Below are 18503 nucleotides of genomic sequence, written 5' to 3' on the forward strand. Positions count from 1 at the left end.
GCAGGTCACCCCTGAGCGTCAACCCGTCGCAGCGTCACCGCGACCGATTCGAACGGTTGAAACGAAAACAGATGGTCGACCGCGACGTCGAAATAGCCGGCGATGCGCATCGCCAGTTCGAGGCTGGGATTATAGTCGCCGCGCTCGAGATAGCCGATCGTCTGGGGGTTCACCCCGACCGCATCGGCCAGTTCACGACGCGACGTACCCCGTTCGGCACGAAACACAGCGATGCGGTTGTATATTTCCACGCTCACTCACTGTTTACCAATCTATTTGTTGTGTTTACGCAATAGATCGTGGCCCGGTCAAGCGGGAACTGCTCTGGCAGGTGTCGAATGGACCTTGGGATGCAAAACATCGCCCGGCACGCCTGCAGGAGAGGTGCGTGTCGTTCACGGAGCGCTCCCCGGGCTCTTTCGCACGACGACGCGACCCGCACCGAAACGGGACAAAGCCTGTTGCCCCTTTGGCAGTGGCGCGGGGCGTGATAAAATGAGTTTATCTCGGGGGAGGGAATCGGCTTGGCTGAGGCCATCATGGATCGCCATTACGAAACGTCGCTGGACCGTGCCGGGCTGTCGCTCGCCGCGGGCGGCGTGATGGGGGGTGTCCTCACCGTGCTGCTGGTCGCGGCGGGGCGGCCATCCTCATGGTTCGCCTTTCCGGTCGGCTTCGTCATCGGCACGGTCATTACCGTGATGGCGGTGGTCGCGATCGGCGGGCCGTTGTGGATCGTCGCACATGCCAGCGGCCGGCGCGGGCCGCGCACTGCGCTGGCGATCGGCGCGCTGGCCGGCTTCGCGCTGTTCCTGTGCGGGCAGACCTATGGCTTCGGGCTGTTCGTCATGCCGCCGATGGACACGCGCACGATCCTTTTCCACTGGATCAGCGGCGCGGCGACGAGCCTGATCCTGTCGCTGTTCTGCGCCGGCATCGCCTGGACGATGTGGCGCGTCGCCTATCGCCGGGTCTAGGCCGGCGCGTCAGGGCCGGGGCGTGATGTCGCCCGGCTTGCAGTCGCCATTGCGCCGGCTGCGCAGCCGCATCTCCATAACGCCTTCCGGCGCACCCTTGGCATCGAGCTGTTCGGTGGTCATCAGCAGGTCCTGTGCGGCACCGCCCGAGGTACCCTTGATCGACAGGCGGAGCTTGCCGGCGCCGACACTGCAGGTGCCCGTCAGCGCGACATGCTCGCCGGCATAAGTCGGCTTGTCGAAGGCGCAGTTCTGGCCGGCGACATTGCCGCCCTGGACGTTCTTGAGAATATCTTCCTTGGCCGCCGCGTCGGGCGTCAGGCACAGCGTCGCGACCGCGGTCGCGTCGAGCATGCCCTGCATCTCGGCGCGTGCCTGCGGGGTGGCTCCCTTTCCTGCGAAACGAACGATCTCGATCGTGCGCGACCAGTTGCCCGGCTCACGCCGCACCGGGCCATCGCTCTTTGCGCCGCAGCCCGCTAGCAACGACAAGGTCGCGGTGCCCGCGATCAGCCAAATTCCCCGCATGTTTTCACTCCCCGGTCAACGCCATCGCGTCATTCCCGCAACGCGCGGCGAAGGCAAGGTGGATTGCCGATGGCGGCGATCAATGTTCGTCCGGGGTTCCGCGACACGCGCCGACACGCTTGCTGTCGACCGTCATCGACATGCCGCCGATCATGGCGTTGCCCTCGCTATTGCTCGTCATCTCCATATGGTAGGCGTCGGGCGAATAGGTTCCGGTCATCACCATCGCCATCGTACCTGTGGGCATGGTGCACTTCATTGCCGAATCGATCTTGCCCCCGGCCATGGTGAAATGGTCGTAACGGCACGATTTGTTGGCATTGTCCTGGCCGGTAAAGAAGCCCTTACGGGCCTTGATCTGCTCCTCGGTGACGCAGCTGACGAACGGCTTGCCCGCTGCCATGCGACGCTCCATTTGCGCGCGCGCCGCCGGGGGTAACTTGTCCATATTGGGCATTTTGAGGTCGTGCATCGTCAACGTGCCCTCCCACCGGCCCGGCGAAATCATGTCGCCACCGGCATTGGCAGCGGCTACCTTGGTCGCGACCTCGGCCATCGAGGCATTGGTGGCGGTGACGGTCGGCCCGCCCGATCCGCACGCGGCAAGCGGCAGGGCTAGGGTGGCGAAAAGCGGTATACGGGCCATGACAGAACCTCCCGAAAAAAGAGCTGATGCGACCGTTCCCGCTTTGTTGCGGGTTGGCGCGCAACTTCCCATATTGCGCGCATATGGCAATCCAGATTCGCACCTCGCTCGACGAACCCGAAACCGGCAAGGAGTTCGTGCCGCACCGGCCTGCGCGGCCGCCCAAGGCGGAAGGCGGCAAGGCGTTCAAGCTTGTCAGCGAATATCAGCCGGCGGGCGACCAGCCGAGCGCGATCAAGGAGCTGACCGAAGCGGCGCTGGCCGGCGAGCGCGACCAGGTCCTGCTCGGCGTGACGGGCTCGGGCAAGACCTTCACCATGGCCAAGGTGATCGAGACGCTGCAGCGCCCGGCGCTGATCCTCGCGCCCAACAAGATCCTCGCGGCGCAGCTCTATGGCGAGTTCAAGAGCTTCTTCCCGGAGAACGCGGTCGAATATTTCGTCAGCTATTACGATTATTACCAGCCCGAAGCCTATGTGCCGCGCTCCGACACCTACATCGAGAAAGAAAGCTCGGTGAACGAGGCGATCGACCGCATGCGCCATTCGGCGACGCGCGCGTTGCTCGAACGCGACGACGTGATCATCGTCGCCTCGGTCTCGTGCCTCTACGGCATCGGCTCGGTCGAGACCTATTCGGCGATGATCTTCGACCTGAAAAAGGGCCAGACGGTCGACCAGCGCGAGATCGTGCGCAAGCTCGTCGCGCTGCAGTACAAGCGCAACGACGCGGCGTTCCAGCGCGGCAATTTCCGGGTGAAGGGCGACACGCTGGAGATCTTCCCGTCGCACTATGAGGACACGGCATGGCGCGTGTCGTTCTTCGGCGACGATATCGAGGAGATCGTCGAGTTCGACCCGCTGACCGGCAAGAAGGTCGCCAGCCTCGATTCCGTCCGGGTCTATGCCAACAGCCATTATGTCACGCCGGGGCCGACGCTCAAGCAGGCGATGGAGGCGATCAAGTTCGAGTTGCAGGAGCGGCTCAAGGAACTGGTGCCGGAAGGCAAGCTGCTCGAGGCGCAGCGGCTCGAGCAGCGCACCAATTTCGATCTCGAGATGATCGCGGCGACGGGCAGTTGCGCGGGGATCGAGAATTATTCGCGCTTCCTCACCGGGCGGATGCCGGGCGAGCCGCCGCCGACCTTGTTCGAATATCTGCCCGACAATGCCCTGCTGTTCGTCGATGAGAGCCATGTCACGATCGGCCAGATCAACGGCATGTCGCGCGGCGACCACCGCCGCAAGCTGACGCTTGCCGAATATGGCTTCCGCCTGCCGTCGGCGATCGACAACCGGCCGCTGCGCTTCAACGAGTGGGAGGCGATGCGCCCGCAGACCACCTATGTCTCGGCGACGCCGGGCGGGTGGGAGATGGAGCAGACCGGCGGCGTGTTCGCCGAGCAGGTCATCCGCCCGACCGGGCTGATCGATCCGCCGGTCGAGATCCGCCCGGTCGAGGACCAGGTGCAGGATTGCATCGAGCAATGCCGCAAGACCGCGGCCGCCGGCTATCGCACGCTCGTCACGACGCTGACCAAGCGCATGGCCGAGGACCTCACCGAGTTCATGCACGAGGCGGGGCTCAGGGTCCGCTACATGCACTCCGACGTCGAGACGCTGGAGCGCATCGAGCTGATCCGCGACCTCCGGCTTGGCGTGTACGACGTGCTGGTCGGCATCAACCTGCTGCGCGAGGGGCTCGACATCCCCGAATGCGGGCTGGTGACGATCCTCGATGCCGACAAGGAAGGCTTCCTGCGTTCCGAGACCTCGCTGATCCAGACGATCGGCCGCGCCGCGCGCAACGTCGACGGGCGCGTCATCCTCTATGCCGATCGCATGACCGGCTCGATGGAGCGCGCGATCAACGAGACCAATCGCCGCCGCGAGAAGCAGGTCGCCTACAACACCGAACACGGCATCACCCCGACGACGATCCGGCGGAACATCGGCGACATCATCAACGACGTGTCGCAGCGCGACCAGGTGACGATCCCGATCGACGAAGACCGGCCGCACATGGTCGGCCACAATCTGCGCGCCTATATCGAGGAACTCGAGAAGAAGATGCGCGCCGCCGCCGCCGATCTCGAATTCGAGGAGGCCGGGCGATTGCGCGACGAGATCCGCTCGCTCGAGCAGGAGGAGCTCGGCCTGCCGGTCGACCAGCAGCGCGCGCCGGTGATGGGCCGATCGAACGAGGGCAAGCCCGGCACGCGCAAAACGCGCTACGGCAAGAGCCAGAAGATGCGGATGGGCGGCGCGCGGAAGGGGCGATAGGGCAGGGCGTTGACAAATAGGTCTCTACGCTCTATTAGCTCGAAAGAGCGGAGCGGACTATGCAGATCGATATCGACTTTGAGGTCTACAAGGCGCTGACCGCTCGACGGCAGCACGAGAACCATAGCTATAATGAGGTGTTGCGCGACCTCCTTGGAATCGAATTCGGCGTTTCGGGAGCAACCGTTGATACCGATTCGGATGATGGCCAGGTTAAGGTGCCAGCCTTATTTGCTTTGCGCGGTGGCGGTTTGCCAGACGGCACCGAACTGAAGGCGCTCTACAAAGGCACCGAATATCGCGCCTCAATCAGGAACGGTCGTTGGGTCGACTCCAGCGGGATCGAGCATTCCAGCCCGTCGGCCGCAGCAAGCGCAATCAGCGGTACCAATGTTAATGGGCTGCGCTTCTGGCATGCCAAGCGGCCTGCTGACACGGTCTTTCGACGCCTGGACATTCTACTGGCAATGCAGCCGTGATCAGGAGCTTCGCCGACCCCGAAGCGGAACTCATCTGGAACCGCGAGGAAAGTCGCGTGCTGCCGCCGGATATTCAGCAACGGGCGATGCGGCGCTTGACGATGCTCGATGCTGTCATGAGCCTCGCCGAGTTGGCGAGCATCCGCGGGAACCGCCTCCACGCGCTCGCCGGAGATCGCGCTGGACAACATTCCATTTCCATTAATATGCAATGGCGCATATGTTTCGTCTGGAAGGACGGTGACGCATATGACGTCGAAATCACCGACTATCACTGATCCGCGCTGGCTCGAGAACGAGCATGCCGGGCAGTTGCTGGTCGCAGAATTCCTCGAACCGGAAGACCTGAGTGTCGAGCAGCTTGCCGGCGATGTTGGCGTTGCGCCGGAACGTATCGCTGCGGTGATCGATGGCGCGCGCCCGATCGACGCCGAACTCGATCTGCGCCTTGCGCGCTATTTCCGCCTTTCCGAAGGCTTTTTCCTGCGGCTGCAGGATCGCTATGAAATCGTCGAGGCCAAGCGGGCGCTCAACGGCGAACTGGACCGGATCGTCCCGCGCGCGGCGTGATGCCGGTTGAGCGCGGCCCCCGCATCGGGCATGGATGCCCGATGCGTCGTTTCCTCGCCTCGACCGGACTGCTGCTGATCGTCGGTAGCTGCGCGACTCCGCCGCGGACCGCGCCCGCGCCGCCGCGCCCCGTGCCGACCTATGTTCCCGCCCCGGCGCCGCGCCCAAGCCCGACCCCGCTCGCGCAGGACTGGCGCGACTGGCCGGTGACCCCGGGCGACTGGGTCTATCGCGAGGATGCGCGCGGCTCGATCGCTTTTTACGGCGTTCCGGGCAGCGATGCGGCGGTGACGCTGCGCTGCGACCGCGCCGCCGCCCAGATATTCCTGTCGAAGCGCGATGCCGTGGGTGCGGCGACGACGATTACCGTGCGCACCAGCACCACGCTGCGCGCACTGGCGGCGCAGCCGACCGGCGGGACACAGCCCTATATCGCGGTGGCGCTGGCGCCGCGCGACGCGTTGCTCGACGCGATGGCGTTCAGCCGCGGACGCTTCATCGTCGAGCAGGCCGGGCAGCCGCCGCTGGTCGTGCCGAGCTGGGCCGAAGTCGGCCGCGTCGTCGAGGATTGCCGGGGATAGCCGTCGCGCTTCGTGCGTTATCGACGCAGGAGGTGCCCATGATCCGCAAGCTCACATCGGGCGAATATCGGCTCTATTCGCGAAAGCTCGATCCCGACACGCACAAGCACCGCAATCTCGGCACGTTCGACACCCGCGCGGCGGCCGAAAAGCACGAGCGCGAGGTGCAATATTTCAAGCGACAGTGAGGGAAAGCGGGGGAGACGCCCGGGCCGGCGACGCGGCGCAGGCGGAAGAGAATCGTCCAAAACAATTCAGAATACAAGACTTGTATCGCAGATTCAGATGACTCACATTGCGGGTGCATCCGATGCCGGGTGTAACGTTTCAACTAGCGAAAGGAGGTGATCCGATGTCTCATGGTTCAGCAGTGGGGTCGGTTCAGTTCGTTCGGGAGACGCGCCGCTAAATCCGCCGGGTGCGCGCGGGGGGTATTCTCCCCCAGTCAACGCGACGTCACTCACAGGATGAGCGGTTCGCATGGTCTCCCGGGCTGGAGCTCTCCGGCCGCTGACCATGTTGGGAGCTTGCCGGGACTGCGGTCCCGGCAAGCTCTTTTCATGTCCGGGGTTCAGTCATCGTCCAGTCCCCACATGTGGCAGCGATAATAAGCCGCCACGATCGTCACGCTGCAACCCCGCACCGTGGCAACACCGATGCGATGCTCGGGATTTTCCGGATCTTGGCCGATCCGGTCGCTTGTCGCCACACCGCCCGAAGGATCATAGACAATGCTGTTCGGACGAAAGCCGGCCGCCGCGACAGGAAAGACGACCCGCAGATGCGGACGGCCTTCGGCCAGAAAGCGGGTGGCGCCGCGCGATTGCCAAACGGCTGAAGGTCTCAACGCGCCGCTTTGAAGATCGGAAACGATCTGTCGATAGCTCGCAACGTCGCGGATCATCGCCGCGCTGTCGGCGATGCTGGCCGTCGTGGCGGCGAGTGCGAGCGTCAGTGGGACGCCGGCAATGGCGAGCGCGACGGTACCGGCTGTTGCGGCAATGAAGCTGCGCGGATCGTCGCGGTTGCGGCGGAAGGCCAGCACGATCTCGGCGAGCGCGGCAGCGGACCCCGCCATCACCAGGATCGGCGCCGCAATCAACACAAGGATCGCGTCGGGAAGGTCTGCGCATACCACCAGAGTTGCACCGACGGCCGTGACGGCGACGGCACCGAGCCACCACAGCATCGCGGGATGATCATCGGCAAAGGCGCGAAACCAGGAACCATGCATCGCCGCTAGTAATCAGCGCTGGTTGCAGCCCGTATGGCCGCCATGAGGATTTACCGTGCACCGCGCCCGATCGGGCACTTGTCGGTGCAGCAGCGGGGTCTAAGCTCGTGTCGCGACACCTCAAATCGACTCGATCCGAAACAGGGAATCACAATGCGCGCTTTGCTTGCCTCCTGCTCCGCCCTCGCTCTTGCCCTGTTCGCTGCCCCGCTGCCCGCCGCCGCACAAGCCGGGCCGAAGATCGAGGAGCTGTCGATCGACCAGCTGCGCGCGATGGTCGCTGCCGGACGCGCAACGAGCGAGAGCGTCACCCGCGCCTATCTCGCGCGCATCGCGGCAATGGATCGGCGCGGGCCGACGCTGCGCGCAGTGATCGCGGTCAACCCCGATGCGCTGGCGCAAGCGCGTGCCGCCGATGCACGGCGCAAGGCCGGCAAGGCGCTCGGTCCGCTCGACGGCGTGCCGGTACTGATCAAGGACAATATCGAAACGCTTGATCCGGTCGCGACCACCGCCGGCAGCCGGGCGCTCAAGGACAATGTCACGCGGCGCGACGCGCCGCTGGTCGCCGAACTGCGCAAGCGCGGTGCCGTTATCCTCGGCAAGACCAATCTCAGCGAATGGGCCAATATCCGCTCGAACAGTTCGATGAGCGGCTGGAGCGCGGTCGGCGGGCTGGTGCGCAATCCCTATGCGCTCGATCGGTCCGCCTGCGGTTCGTCGAGCGGCACCGGCGCGGCGATCGCGGCGAGCTTCGCCGCGGTCGGCATCGGCACCGAGACCGACGGCTCGGTCGTCTGCCCGTCATCGATGAACGGGCTGGTCGGGCTGAAGCCGACGCTCGGCATGGTAAGCCGCACGCATGTCGTGCCGATCAGCCACAGCCAGGATACGCCGGGGCCGATGGGCCGCAGCGTGCGCGATGTCGCCCTGCTGTTCTCCGGCATGGTGGCGAGCGACCCGGCCGATCCGGCCACCGCGCCGGCTGCCGCGCACGCCCGCGATTTTACCGCCACCCTGTCGACGGACGCACTGAAGGGCGTGCGTATCGCGGTGCTCCACCCCGATATGGCCGAGGCGATGAAGCCGGTCTATGCCGCCGCGCTCGACACGCTCAAGCGCGCCGGCGCAGTGCTGGTTGATGTCGAGGCGCCCAAGCTCGAAGGGCTGGGCGCTGCGGAGTCGATGGTCCTGCACACCGAGCTCAAGGCCGACCTCAACGCCTATCTCGCCACGACGCCCCCGGCGGTGACGGCGCGGACACTCGACGCGTTGATTGCCTTCAACACGGCCAACAGCGGCACCGAGATGCCCTTCTTCGGCCAGGAAACCTTCATCGAAGCGGCAACCAAAGCGGATCTCACCGATGCGGAATATCTTGGCGCGCGCGCCAAGTCGCTGCGCCTCGCCGGGCGCGAGGGCATCGACGCGATGCTCAAGAAAGCCAATGCGACGATCCTGGTCGAGCCGACCTATGGCCAGGCATGGCTCAGCGACACCGTATCGGGCGACCATTTCGACGGCCCGAGCGCGAGCGAACTGCCGGCGGTGTCTGGCTATCCGCACCTCACCGTGCCGATGGGGCTGGCCAAGGGTTTGCCGGTCGGTCTGTCGTTCATTGCCACTGCCTGGGGCGACCAGGCGGTGCTCGACGCGGGCTATGCTTATGAGCAGGCCAGCCATGCGCGGGTGGTGCCGCGCTACCTGCCCTCGGCCGATGTCGGCGCGAGCGTCGAGGCGGTGCGCTAGGGACGCCGCTTGTCGGGGCGATCATGCTCGAGCAGTTCGGCGCGGATGTGCACCGCGCGCAGCGAGACGCGCACCTCGATCATGAACGAGACCAGCGACGAGATCAGCAGCACCATCGCGAGGATGAAACTCAGCGCGACGATCGTGCCGATGTGAAGCTTGGCCAGTTCGGCGACGAACAGCAGCGCGACGACGAGGCAGGTCATGATCGCGCTCGTCACCGCGAGGAACAGCGCGGCGTTGATGATCGAGATGCGCCGGTCGAGCAGCCGCAGCTCCCACACATGCCGGTCATGTTCGGGCCCGGTCGAGCGCGGGTGAAGCTGTTCGAGCGCGCGGGCGCGGTCGACGACGCGCGCCATCCGCCCGGCCAGCACGTTGAGCAGCGCGCCGATGCCGGCGAGCATGAACACCGGGCTCAATGACAGCTGGATCGTCTGGGCGATGGTCGAGACGGCGGGCGAGAATTGCATGCGTCACGGTTTGCGGGCCGGCGACGCCTGCGGTCAAGTACGAACCGGTTGGTAACCGCTGCGCCGCTATGGCCGCGCGCGATGACCAAGCCGATGCTCCTGGCAGAATTCACGCGCCTGCCGCCGGCAAGCCGCGCATGCCCGCTCGACGGGCTGTCGGCGGCGATCGATCTCGTCGCCGGCGCGGCGCCGCCGTCGCATCGCTTCCTGCGCTATCAATATTATGCCGCTGCGCTCGCCCTGCACGGCGGCGCCGCACGGACCCTGCTGGTCGAGCATGACGGCGATCCCGTCATCGCGCTGCCGTTCGTGCGCATCGGCCCGGCGGCGGTGCGGCTTGCGACGGTGCCCGGCGTCGATGCGCCGTTCCGAGGTTTCCCTTCTGCTGTCGACCTGCCCGACGCGGCCTATGACGCTCTGATCCACGCCCTGGCGAGTGAACTCTACGTGCTGCGACTGGGGCCGGTGGCGGAAGGCGATGTCGTCTTCGCGTCTTTCCGCGCGGCTGCCTTGCGCTGCGGCTGGAGTGTGGTCGAATGTCCTTCGACTCCACCTATGCCCTTCGATGCCGGCCAAAGCGTCGCCGGCGACCGCGCGGTGTTCGACGGCGCGGCGCTGGTGTCGGGCGGTTTTGACCGCTTGGCGGCGATCGACAGCGGCGGTGCGGTGGCGTTCTGGCGCGCCGCGGCGACGGATTCGGTACTCGCGGCACTGTTGTCCGCCGAGATCGTCTCGCGCGACGGCATCGCGCTGGCCTTCACGCTTTATCTCAACGACGAGGATGGGCGTCGTCTCCTCGCCAGCACGGGCGATGTCGCGCCGCCGGCGGAGTCGTGCGGTGCCCCGATGCGCAACTGGCTGCTGATCCGACCTGGCTTGCCGGCGTTGCTCGCCCGCATGCTCGGCGGACCATGGTTGGGGACCGGTTGACGGTATCGCCGCCACTTCGCTATGATTCACGCTTCCTCGGAGTGACTATGTCTGGAATTGTAGCCCGCTGATCACCTGACCGGTCCCGGCCGGTACAGGTGTCGTTGCGTCTGAGCCCCACGGGCTCGGGCGCGGGCTGCTACCCTCATCGAGGGCCGGATCTTCCGATGAATATCTCCAGATACGAACAACGCGTGTTGCACGCGTTGGCACAGGGCGGGCGCATCGTGCACCGCTGGGACGACAATGAAGGCCACATTGTCGCGGTCGATTGCTTCACGCGTGACGGGCATGTGCTGAGCGATTGCTCGCTCAGGCTGTTCCATCGGCTCAGGCGCCGCAAGCTGATCGCCAGCTTCGGCGGTGGGCCGTACCGCGCGACACGCCTGGGGCTTTGCGCAGTCAGGTCGCAGCTCGACAATCGTTGAATGCGGGGCGGCGGGCCGCAGTTGGCGACCCGCCGCTTGCCGCTCTCGCAAGGTCGCTGTCGGGATGGTCGGGCATGCGCCCGTCAATTGCCCGGGAGGACGCTGCCGTCGGCGGGGTGGCAACGGTGCACCGCGCGGTTATTCCCCGAACCGCAGCCCGATCCACAAGGTCCGCGGCGTGCCGAGGTCGATCGACCCGCCGGCATTGCGCGTGATCACACTTGCGTCGAACAGGTTCTCGCCACGCGCGACCAGCGACAGCCGGCGGGTAATCGGCAGTCGCACCACCGCATCGACCGTCGTCGCCGCGGGCAGGACGTCGGTCTGCAGATCGTCTTCATATTGCCGGCCGACATGGCGCAACGTCGCCGACAGCGATGGCCCGGCACGCGGCGCCCAGGCGAGCGTTGCGCTGGCGGCGTGACGCGGGCTCTGCGCCGGCGCGAGCCCGTCAAGCCGCGCCGCGACGCCGGAGGCTTCGACATGGCTGTCGCTGAAGGCATAGGATGCCGTCAGCGACATCGCGCCGTGGCGCGCTTCGAGCGTCGCCTCGATGCCCCGGGCGACGATCGCGTCAACATTCTGGCGCTGGCGTTGGTTGATACCGATCGTGACATTGGCGATCGCGCTGCCGAGCCGGTTGTAGAAGGCGGTCAGGCCGATTTTCACCCCGCGCAGCGGCATCGCGTCGATACCGATCTCGGCCCCGCGCAGCTTTTCCAGCCCGAGTGCGGCATTGGCCTGGGTGGTGATCGGGAACACCACGAACGGCCGATACAGCTCGTTGAGCGTCGGCAGGCGAAAGCCGGTATAGCCCGCCGCGCGCAGCGCGAGCGCCGGGCTCGCGTGATAGAGCAAGCCGGCGCGCGCCGTCGCCTGCTGGCCGTCACGGTCGGCAAAGCGGTTGTCGGTCGTCGTCGCCCCGGCGGCATTGCGTTCATCGAGGAACCCGCCGGTCAGCGTCCAGCGGTCGATCCGCGCCCCGCCGGTCAGCACCAGCCTGCCGGTCGTCCAGTCATCCTCGATGAACGCGCCGAGCGTGCTGCTGTCGCCGCCGGCGGTGCGCCGCGTCGTAACCGCCCCGGCGGCATAGCCATCCTCGTACAACCGGCCATGCGCCAGTCGCGTATCGATCCCGATGCGCAGGACATGGTCGGGCCCGACCGGCGGGCGGAGCTCGATCTTGCCGCCCACGCCCGTCGCCGGGGTGTTGCGCTGGTCGAGCGTCAGCCTGAAGCTGGTCGCGCTGATCACCTTGTTGGTGAAGTTGCGCGCCTGGACATAGGCCAGCGCATCGATCTGCCAGCCACCGCGGTGGACCAGCCGGACACTGGCATCCTGCCCTTGCGAAGAGCTGTCGGCGCCGACGAAACGCAGCGTGCGGTGGTCGTCGTACAGCGTGCCGTTGAATTGCAGCTCGGTCTGCGCGTCGATCGGGGCGACGATGCGCAAGCCGCCTGACCCGTCACGATAGCGCGCGCGCGCCGTCGCCGCGACGCGCTGGTCGCGCGGCGTGGTGTAGAAACCGTCGCCGCGCTCGAACCGGCCCGATAGCGTGGCGAAGCCGGTGCCGAGTGTCGGCGACACGGTGCCGGTGAGCGCCACCGCCCGGTCGCTGCCGTAGAAGGCGCTGGCGCCGACGGGCGGCAGATCGGCGCGGCCGGCGCTGACCAGCTCGATCGTCCCCGCCACCGCGCCCGCGCCGAACGGGCCGCTACCACCGCCGCGCGTGATACGCACCGCTGCCAGCCGCTCGGGCGAGAGCGCGTTGAACGGGATGTAACCGAAGAACGGATCGGCGAGCGGCACGCCATCGAGCAGCACCAGCGCGCGGCTTGATGCATTGCCGCCCAGCGCGCGCAGCGTCACGCCCTGTGCCGAGGGGTTGGCCGAGCGGCTGTCCGAACGGCGGAACTGCTGGAAGCCTGCGACGTCGGCCAGCACATCCTCGACCCGCCCCGAGGCGTCGCCGGTCAGCCGGTCGCGGTCGATCGTCACCGCGCCATAGGCCGGCGTCCCGGGCGGCAAAGCGAGCCCGTGACCCAGCACCACCACATCGCCGCTCTCGTCGGTCGGGCCCCGGTCCTGTGCCTGCGCGGCCAGGGGTGCGAGCGCCAGCAACAGGCAGAGCGACCAGCGCGCGTTGAAGCGTAACGAGGTCATTGTTGCCCTGTTTCGTTCGAACCCTGGCCGCGGGTCACGTCCGCAGATAGCGGAAATACCACACCTCATGCCCGTGGCGACGCGCCTTGCGTTCATAGCGCGTCTCGGGCCAGTCGTCGGGGCGGACGAGGAAGTCGCGTGCGTGCGTCGCAGTCCAGCTCAGGTCGCTGCGCGCGTTCATCACCATCATCGCCCAGCGGCAATAGGTCGGGTCGTCGGTGCCGAGGCGGAACTCGCCGCCGGGTTTGAGCTTGGCGGCGATCAGGTCGAGCGGACCGTGATTGACCATCCGCCGCTTGGCATGGCGCGCCTTGGGCCACGGATCTGGATGGAGCAGGTAGACACGCTCGAGCGAGGCGTCGGGCAGACGTTCCAGCACCCTCAGCGCGTCGCCCATGTGCAGCCGGACATTGTTGAGCTTCCCGTCGCGAATATGGTTGAGCGCGCCGACCACGCCGTTGAGGAACGGCTCGCAGCCGATAAAGCCGGTGCCGGGGCGCATCGCCGCCTGGCCGGCGAGATGCTCGCCCGCGCCGAAGCCGATCTCGACCTCGAGCGGACGGTCGTCGCCGAATAGGGTGCGTGCATCGAGCGGCCCTTCTTCGGGCACGCTGACCTGCGCCAGCGTCTCTTCGACCAGCGCCGCCTGTCCGGCGCGCAACTTGTGCCCCTGGCGGCGGCCATAGAGACGGCGAATCGTGGCGGGGTCGTTCATCACGGCGTATCTAGCGCCCGGCGGGCGATTGGGAAGAACGCGGCCAAAACGCAGGCGCAGGTGTGGAGGTGATTGCGATTACATCCAAAATGGACCATGTGCGTCCGGCGGTTGTTCGGTTTGCCCATGAGTCGCTCCGAACAGCGCCGCATCCGGGAGAGCACAAACGCCATTATAGGTAGCTCACCAATGCTTTTTGTCCTGCTTCTCGTCGTGCTCGGTCTGGTCGGGGTCAGCGTCGTGCTGCTGCAACGCCATCAGGCCCAGCCGCGCGCGCGCGGCGACAGCTATTTCACCCATACGCTCGGAATCGACGATCCGGCCGCGCCGGCGGCGAAGGACGAACCCCCCGCCGCCTGAGCGCTTCACGCCGCGACGGCGGCCTTGAGCTGCTCGACCAGGTCGGTCTTTTCCCAAGTGAAGAAGGCGCCGTCGGGCTGGCGCCCGAAATGACCATAGGCGGCGGTGCGCTGATAGATCGGCGCGTTGAGCTTGAGGTGCTCGCGGATCCCCTTCGGCGTCAGGCGCACGAGCTTGGGTAGCACTTCTTCCAGCTTCGCTTCGGGCACGGTGCCGGTGCCGTGCAGGTCAACATAGACCGAGAGCGGCTCGGCAATGCCGATCGCGTAGCTCAGCTGGATCGTGCAGCGACGGGCGAGGCCGGCGGCAACGACGTTCTTGGCGAGATAGCGCGCGACATAGGCGGCCGAGCGATCCACCTTGGTCGGATCCTTGCCGCTGAACGCGCCGCCGCCATGCGGTGCAGCGCCGCCATAGGTGTCGACGATGATCTTGCGGCCGGTCACGCCGGCGTCGCCATCGGGGCCGCCTATCTCGAACGCGCCGGTCGGGTTGATGTAGGATTTGGTTGCCTCGGTGATGAAGCCCTCGGGCAGCGTTTCCTTGAGCACCTTGGTCACATAGTCATGCAGCACGGCATAGAGCGCCGGGTCGGCATTCTCGCCCTGCAGGCAATAGCCCGGGGCGTGCTGGGTCGACACGACCAGCGCGGTCGCGCGGACCGGCTTCTCGTTCTGATATTCCAGCGTGACCTGGCTCTTGGCGTCGGGCTCGAGGAACGGCGCGGCGCCCGAATGACGGTCGGCCGCCATCCGCTCGAGGATGCGGTGCGCGTAATACAACGTCGCCGGCAGCAGATCGGGTGTCTCGTCGGTGGCGTAGCCGAACATGATGCCCTGGTCGCCGGCGCCCTCGTCCTTGTTGCCGCTCTCATCGACGCCCATCGCGATGTGGGCCGATTGCGGGTGCAGCTTGTTGGTGAATTCGAAGGTTTCCCAGTGGAAGCCCGACTGCTCGTAACCGATCTTCTTCACGGTCGCACGAACATTGGCCTCGATTTCGGCCGGGACGCCCGGCGCCCAATTGCCCGCTTCATCCATGATCCCCTTGCCGCGAATCTCGCCGGCAATCACGACCGTGTTGGTGGTGGTCAGCGTTTCGCAGGCGATGCGCGCTTCGGAGTCCTTCGACAGGAACAGATCGACGATGCCGTCGGAAATCTGGTCGGCGACCTTGTCGGGATGGCCTTCCGAGACCGATTCGGAGGTGAAGAGGAACGAGGCGCGCATCACTTTACCCTTGCCTGGAGCCGCCCGGCATGGCGCCGGGGCTGATATAAAGCTTTCGTTATATGAGGGTGCCCCTAGCGGGCTGCCCGGCGGAAGGCAACGGCCAACAGCAGCATCGCCGCCGCGACGATCAGCGCTGCCCAATTGCCGATTCGCGCGAAAAGCGTCGGGCCGAACGGCGGCGGCAAAGGCTGCTCGATCGCGCCGGCCCGGCCCAGCGGCACGCTGGCCAGCACGCGACCATCGGCGGCAATGATCGCCGAAATGCCGGTCGGCGTGGCACGCAGGATCGGCAGTCCTTCCTCGATCGCGCGCAGCCGCGCCTGGGCGAGATGCTCGGGCGGCCCCCAACTGCCATACCAGCTGTCGTTGGAAGGATTGAACAGCAGCGCCGGCCGATGCGCCTCGTCGATCGTCTGCCCGGAAAAGATGATTTCGTAGCAGATCTGCATGCCGACCTGGCCAAAGCCCGGCAGCGCGACCGCAGCCGGCCCGGGACCGGGATCGAAGTCGAGATCTCCGGGCACGAGCCGCTGCAGCCCGATGGTCGAGAGCAACGGTCGCATCGGCAGATATTCGCCGAACGGCACGAGATGCGCCTTGTCGTAGCGCCCGAGAATCGCGCCGCGCGCATCGAGCGCGAAGACCGAGTTGGTCACGCGGCTGACCGTGCCGTCGGCGCCGAACTTGAGCGCGTTGCCGCCCGCCAGCACCACGTCGTGCGGGCCGAGATGCGCGGCGATGCGGCGGCGGATCTCGTCGGGCGGCGCACGCCAGTAATAGCGCGCCGGATAACCGTCCTCGATCAGGTAACGTAGCGCCCCCTCGGGCCACACGATCAGGCGCGGATTCGGGCCGGGTCGACCGAGCAGTCGCTCGATCGCGGCGAGGTTGTTCTCGGCATAATCGTCGGTTGGTCGCACCTCCTCGCCCAGATTGGGCTGGATGATGCGGACATGCGGCGTGGGTGCGGTGCGCGCTGCGACCGGGCCCGAGCGCGTCGCCACGGTGAAAAGCGGTTGCGCCATGACGACCAGGACGAGCAACGCAGAAAGGCGCCATGCGCGCCACGTCGAGGGCAGCAGCAACCCCGCCAGCATGATCGTCACGCCCGACAGCGCATAGGTGCCGACCGCGGCGGCCAGCCCGGCGACGAAGGTCGGCACCCAGATCACGCCCATCGGGTTCCACGGATAGCCCGTGAACAGCGTCGAGCGCAGCCATTCGGTGGCGATCCATGCCGCCCCAAACACCAGCACGAAGCCGTGATGCGGGGCGGTGTCGGCGTCGCCGATGGCGCGCGGGCTGGCCAGCCGCCATGCCAGTCCGGCGGCGAGCATCGGGTAGATGGCGAGATACATCGCCGCGATCGCGACCGCGCCATAACCCAGCCAGTGCGGCATCGCGTCCTGGAAGGTGAAGGCCTGTTGCATCCAGAAATTGCCGACGAAGAAATGCCCGATCCCGAACAGCCAGCCACGCAGCAGCGTGCGGCGCAGCGTCGCAGCGTCATGGATCAGCCACATCCATGGCGCGACGCACAGCAGCGTGACCGGCCACCATGCCAGCGGCGCGAAGCCGGTCGTGGCGAGCGCGCCCAGCAACAGTGCGATGAGATTGGGATGGCGGCGGCCGATCATGGCCACCGTCGCGACGTTCATCTTGGTCAAATCCACCATCCCGAAGCGGTCGCCGGGATTGCTCCCCTCGGCGTCAATTTTGGAGCCATCAACGTGTAATACCGTGCTTCCGTGCGAACCCATCCCCCGATCGTCATCCCGGACTCGTTCCGGGATCCACGGCGCCACCAGCCTGAATGCCGATGGGTTCGGTACGTCGGCCGGGTGGATTCCGGAACAAGTCCGGGATGACGGTAGGATATCGTTCGGAAAAAATCTCGCTAATCTTGGCGATGCGACATGTCCCGGCGTCGAGCGGGTTGTACCCGCGAGTCGGGGTGACGCGCGCGCCACGGCAGGGTATCGCATCGCCATGACGCTCCGCCCCTTCCATCTCGCCTTCCCGGTCCACGACCTTGCCGCCGCCCGCGCCTTTTATGGCGGAGTGCTCGGCTGTCCCGAGGGGCGCAGTTCGCATCATTGGGTCGATTTCGACCTGTTCGGCCATCAGATCGTCGCGCACCTCGATCCTGCGGCAAAGCCGGTGGCGGTGTCGAACCCGGTCGATGGGCATGACGTGCCGGTGCCGCATTTCGGCGTCGTGCTGACGATGGCCGACTGGCGCGCCCTCGCGGATCGCGTCGCGGCGGCGGGCATTGCGTTCGGCATCGCGCCGCATGTCCGCTTCGTTGGCCAGCCGGGCGAGCAGGCGACGATGTTCTTTCATGATCCGTCGGGCAACGCGCTCGAGTTCAAGGCCTTTGCCGACGACGCGATGCTCTTCGCGACCTGACGGCCCGCCCGCGTCAAGCGCCCCGCGTGCCGGCATCGGTCAACCGGTGCCCTGGCCCGGCTGGATTTCGATCACGCCCGCGCGCAGCAGCCCCTCGGCGGCGCGGGCGAATTCGGTCAGCAATGCCTCGAGCAGGGGCTCGAGCCCGAAATTGCTGATCATCCCGATCGGCGTCGTCACGCCGCCGCGCTCATCCTGGATCAACATCCCGGCCTCGACCATCCGCGCGACATGCCGTCGCACCGTTTCGCGCGGCAGGCCCGTCGCCGAGGCGATCGCGTTGCGCGAGATCGGCACGACCCATTCGCGCGGCAAGATCTCGGTCGCGCCCCGCCCCGACGGGATGCTGCGTTCGCGCATCAGCTTCTGCACATTGGCGACCGCGATCGTCGTGTAGATCAACAGCTCGGTCGGGCCGAGCGACATCGGCGCCGCCAGCGTCCGGTGCATCGTCAGGAACAGGTTGGCGAGGGAAGACATGGCGACGCGCCAATGTGTCGCCATCTCCGCCGGGTTGGTGACGACATGCTCGCTCATCGCGGCGAAGCATCGCCAGGCTGGCGGTCGCGATACCCGAAATGGGTAGCGCGGCGCATTTGGTAAACCATTGCTGAATGCGGCCCCGCCATAACGATAATTGGGGTTTCGCGAACCGCTTGGGGGCAAGCGTATTGGCGAAGGCTGACGCGCCACGGGGCAGGCGGCGTCAGCGCGGGGGATGTCGGCGGGTTGCGGTGGCTCGAGGGA

At 66.5% G+C, this 18503-nt stretch carries 22 protein-coding genes; 12 read left to right on the forward strand and 10 right to left on the reverse strand.

What is annotated here, in order from left to right; all coding sequences use genetic code 11:
- Window positions 1-5: 5 nt before the first annotated feature.
- Window positions 6-257, reverse strand: a complete 252-nt coding sequence (locus U1839_RS10430) for a helix-turn-helix transcriptional regulator (RefSeq protein WP_281125921.1) — start codon at window positions 255-257, stop codon at window positions 6-8.
- A gap of 267 nt (window positions 258-524) precedes the next feature.
- Between U1839_RS10430 and U1839_RS10435 the strand changes: the two genes are divergently transcribed.
- Window positions 525-977, forward strand: a complete 453-nt coding sequence (locus U1839_RS10435; RefSeq protein WP_281125920.1) for a hypothetical protein — start codon at window positions 525-527, stop codon at window positions 975-977.
- Between the two features lie 9 nt (window positions 978-986).
- Here U1839_RS10435 and U1839_RS10440 read toward each other — a convergent pair whose 3' ends face one another.
- Complete coding sequence (locus U1839_RS10440) at window positions 987-1505, reverse strand: DUF3617 domain-containing protein (RefSeq protein ID WP_332803578.1); 519 nt, start codon at window positions 1503-1505, stop codon at window positions 987-989.
- A 79-nt stretch (window positions 1506-1584) separates the two neighbouring features.
- Window positions 1585-2151, reverse strand: coding sequence for a DUF3617 domain-containing protein (locus U1839_RS10445; protein ID WP_332803579.1), 567 nt, complete (start codon window positions 2149-2151; stop codon window positions 1585-1587).
- An 83-nt stretch (window positions 2152-2234) separates the two neighbouring features.
- On the opposite strand from U1839_RS10445, the gene uvrB reads away from it, so the two are divergent.
- Genes uvrB through U1839_RS10475 form a run of 6 tightly spaced genes read left to right on the forward strand, consistent with a single transcriptional unit; the run spans window position 2235 to window position 6251 of the window.
- Window positions 2235-4433, forward strand: a complete 2199-nt coding sequence (uvrB, locus tag U1839_RS10450; protein WP_332803580.1) for an excinuclease ABC subunit UvrB — start codon at window positions 2235-2237, stop codon at window positions 4431-4433.
- A gap of 59 nt (window positions 4434-4492) precedes the next feature.
- Window positions 4493-4912, forward strand: a complete 420-nt coding sequence (locus U1839_RS10455) for a hypothetical protein (protein ID WP_332803581.1) — start codon at window positions 4493-4495, stop codon at window positions 4910-4912.
- On the forward strand, window positions 4909-5190 hold the full coding sequence (locus tag U1839_RS10460) for a type II toxin-antitoxin system RelE/ParE family toxin (protein ID WP_332803582.1): 282 nt from the start codon (window positions 4909-4911) through the stop codon (window positions 5188-5190). The genes U1839_RS10455 and U1839_RS10460 overlap by 4 nt, the downstream gene beginning before the upstream one ends.
- Window positions 5162-5482: a HigA family addiction module antitoxin gene (locus U1839_RS10465; RefSeq protein WP_332803583.1), complete on the forward strand. Its 321-nt coding sequence runs from the start codon at window positions 5162-5164 to the stop codon at window positions 5480-5482. The genes U1839_RS10460 and U1839_RS10465 overlap by 29 nt, the downstream gene beginning before the upstream one ends.
- Before the next feature lie 41 nt (window positions 5483-5523).
- Window positions 5524-6063: a hypothetical protein gene (locus U1839_RS10470; RefSeq protein WP_332803584.1), complete on the forward strand. Its 540-nt coding sequence runs from the start codon at window positions 5524-5526 to the stop codon at window positions 6061-6063.
- 38 nt (window positions 6064-6101) lie between these two features.
- Window positions 6102-6251, forward strand: a complete 150-nt coding sequence (locus U1839_RS10475) for a hypothetical protein (protein WP_332803585.1) — start codon at window positions 6102-6104, stop codon at window positions 6249-6251.
- Between the two features lie 383 nt (window positions 6252-6634).
- On the opposite strand, the gene U1839_RS10480 is transcribed toward U1839_RS10475, so the two are convergent.
- Window positions 6635-7297: a hypothetical protein gene (locus U1839_RS10480; protein ID WP_332803586.1), complete on the reverse strand. Its 663-nt coding sequence runs from the start codon at window positions 7295-7297 to the stop codon at window positions 6635-6637.
- Between the two features lie 153 nt (window positions 7298-7450).
- Here U1839_RS10480 and U1839_RS10485 point away from each other — a divergent pair, with 153 nt between their 5' ends.
- Entirely contained in the window at window positions 7451-9046 is a 1596-nt protein-coding gene (locus tag U1839_RS10485) for an amidase (protein ID WP_332803587.1), read from the forward strand.
- On the opposite strand, the gene U1839_RS10490 is transcribed toward U1839_RS10485, so the two are convergent.
- Window positions 9043-9519 carry a DUF2721 domain-containing protein gene (locus tag U1839_RS10490; RefSeq protein ID WP_332803588.1) on the reverse strand — a complete coding sequence of 159 codons (477 nt, stop codon included), beginning with the start codon at window positions 9517-9519 and terminating at the stop codon, window positions 9043-9045. The two genes, U1839_RS10485 and U1839_RS10490, sit on opposite strands and share 4 nt — an antisense overlap.
- Before the next feature lie 81 nt (window positions 9520-9600).
- On the opposite strand from U1839_RS10490, the gene U1839_RS10495 reads away from it, so the two are divergent.
- Window positions 9601-10449 carry a hypothetical protein gene (locus U1839_RS10495; RefSeq protein ID WP_332803589.1) on the forward strand — a complete coding sequence of 283 codons (849 nt, stop codon included), beginning with the start codon at window positions 9601-9603 and terminating at the stop codon, window positions 10447-10449.
- 167 nt (window positions 10450-10616) lie between these two features.
- Window positions 10617-10877: a YjhX family toxin gene (locus tag U1839_RS10500; protein ID WP_332803590.1), complete on the forward strand. Its 261-nt coding sequence runs from the start codon at window positions 10617-10619 to the stop codon at window positions 10875-10877.
- 138 nt (window positions 10878-11015) lie between these two features.
- On the opposite strand, the gene U1839_RS10505 is transcribed toward U1839_RS10500, so the two are convergent.
- Both U1839_RS10505 and trmB read right to left on the reverse strand, forming a co-directional pair.
- Complete coding sequence (locus U1839_RS10505) at window positions 11016-13040, reverse strand: TonB-dependent receptor (protein ID WP_332803591.1); 2025 nt, start codon at window positions 13038-13040, stop codon at window positions 11016-11018.
- A gap of 34 nt (window positions 13041-13074) precedes the next feature.
- Window positions 13075-13755, reverse strand: coding sequence for a tRNA (guanosine(46)-N7)-methyltransferase TrmB (gene trmB, locus U1839_RS10510; RefSeq protein ID WP_332803592.1), 681 nt, complete (start codon window positions 13753-13755; stop codon window positions 13075-13077).
- A gap of 189 nt (window positions 13756-13944) precedes the next feature.
- On the opposite strand from trmB, the gene U1839_RS10515 reads away from it, so the two are divergent.
- On the forward strand, window positions 13945-14115 hold the full coding sequence (locus tag U1839_RS10515; protein WP_332803593.1) for a hypothetical protein: 171 nt from the start codon (window positions 13945-13947) through the stop codon (window positions 14113-14115).
- Window positions 14116-14120: 5 nt separating this feature from the next.
- Here the strand turns inward: U1839_RS10515 and metK are convergent, their stop codons facing one another.
- Entirely contained in the window at window positions 14121-15344 is a 1224-nt protein-coding gene (metK, locus tag U1839_RS10520; RefSeq protein WP_332803594.1) for a methionine adenosyltransferase, read from the reverse strand.
- Window positions 15345-15418: 74 nt separating this feature from the next.
- Complete coding sequence (gene lnt, locus U1839_RS10525; RefSeq protein ID WP_332803595.1) at window positions 15419-17023, reverse strand: apolipoprotein N-acyltransferase; 1605 nt, start codon at window positions 17021-17023, stop codon at window positions 15419-15421.
- Between the two features lie 313 nt (window positions 17024-17336).
- Here lnt and U1839_RS10530 point away from each other — a divergent pair, with 313 nt between their 5' ends.
- Window positions 17337-17756 (forward strand): VOC family protein, encoded by a 420-nt coding sequence (locus U1839_RS10530; protein ID WP_332803596.1) that lies wholly within the window; start codon window positions 17337-17339, stop codon window positions 17754-17756.
- 39 nt (window positions 17757-17795) lie between these two features.
- Here the strand turns inward: U1839_RS10530 and U1839_RS10535 are convergent, their stop codons facing one another.
- The gene (locus U1839_RS10535) at window positions 17796-18293 is read right to left on the reverse strand and encodes a hypothetical protein (RefSeq protein ID WP_332803597.1); all 498 of its coding nucleotides are present in this window, start codon (window positions 18291-18293) and stop codon (window positions 17796-17798) included.
- Between the last annotated feature and the right edge of the window lie 210 nt (window positions 18294-18503).

This window comes from Parasphingomonas halimpatiens (assembly GCF_036663795.1).
Taxonomy (GTDB): domain Bacteria; phylum Pseudomonadota; class Alphaproteobacteria; order Sphingomonadales; family Sphingomonadaceae; genus Sphingomonas.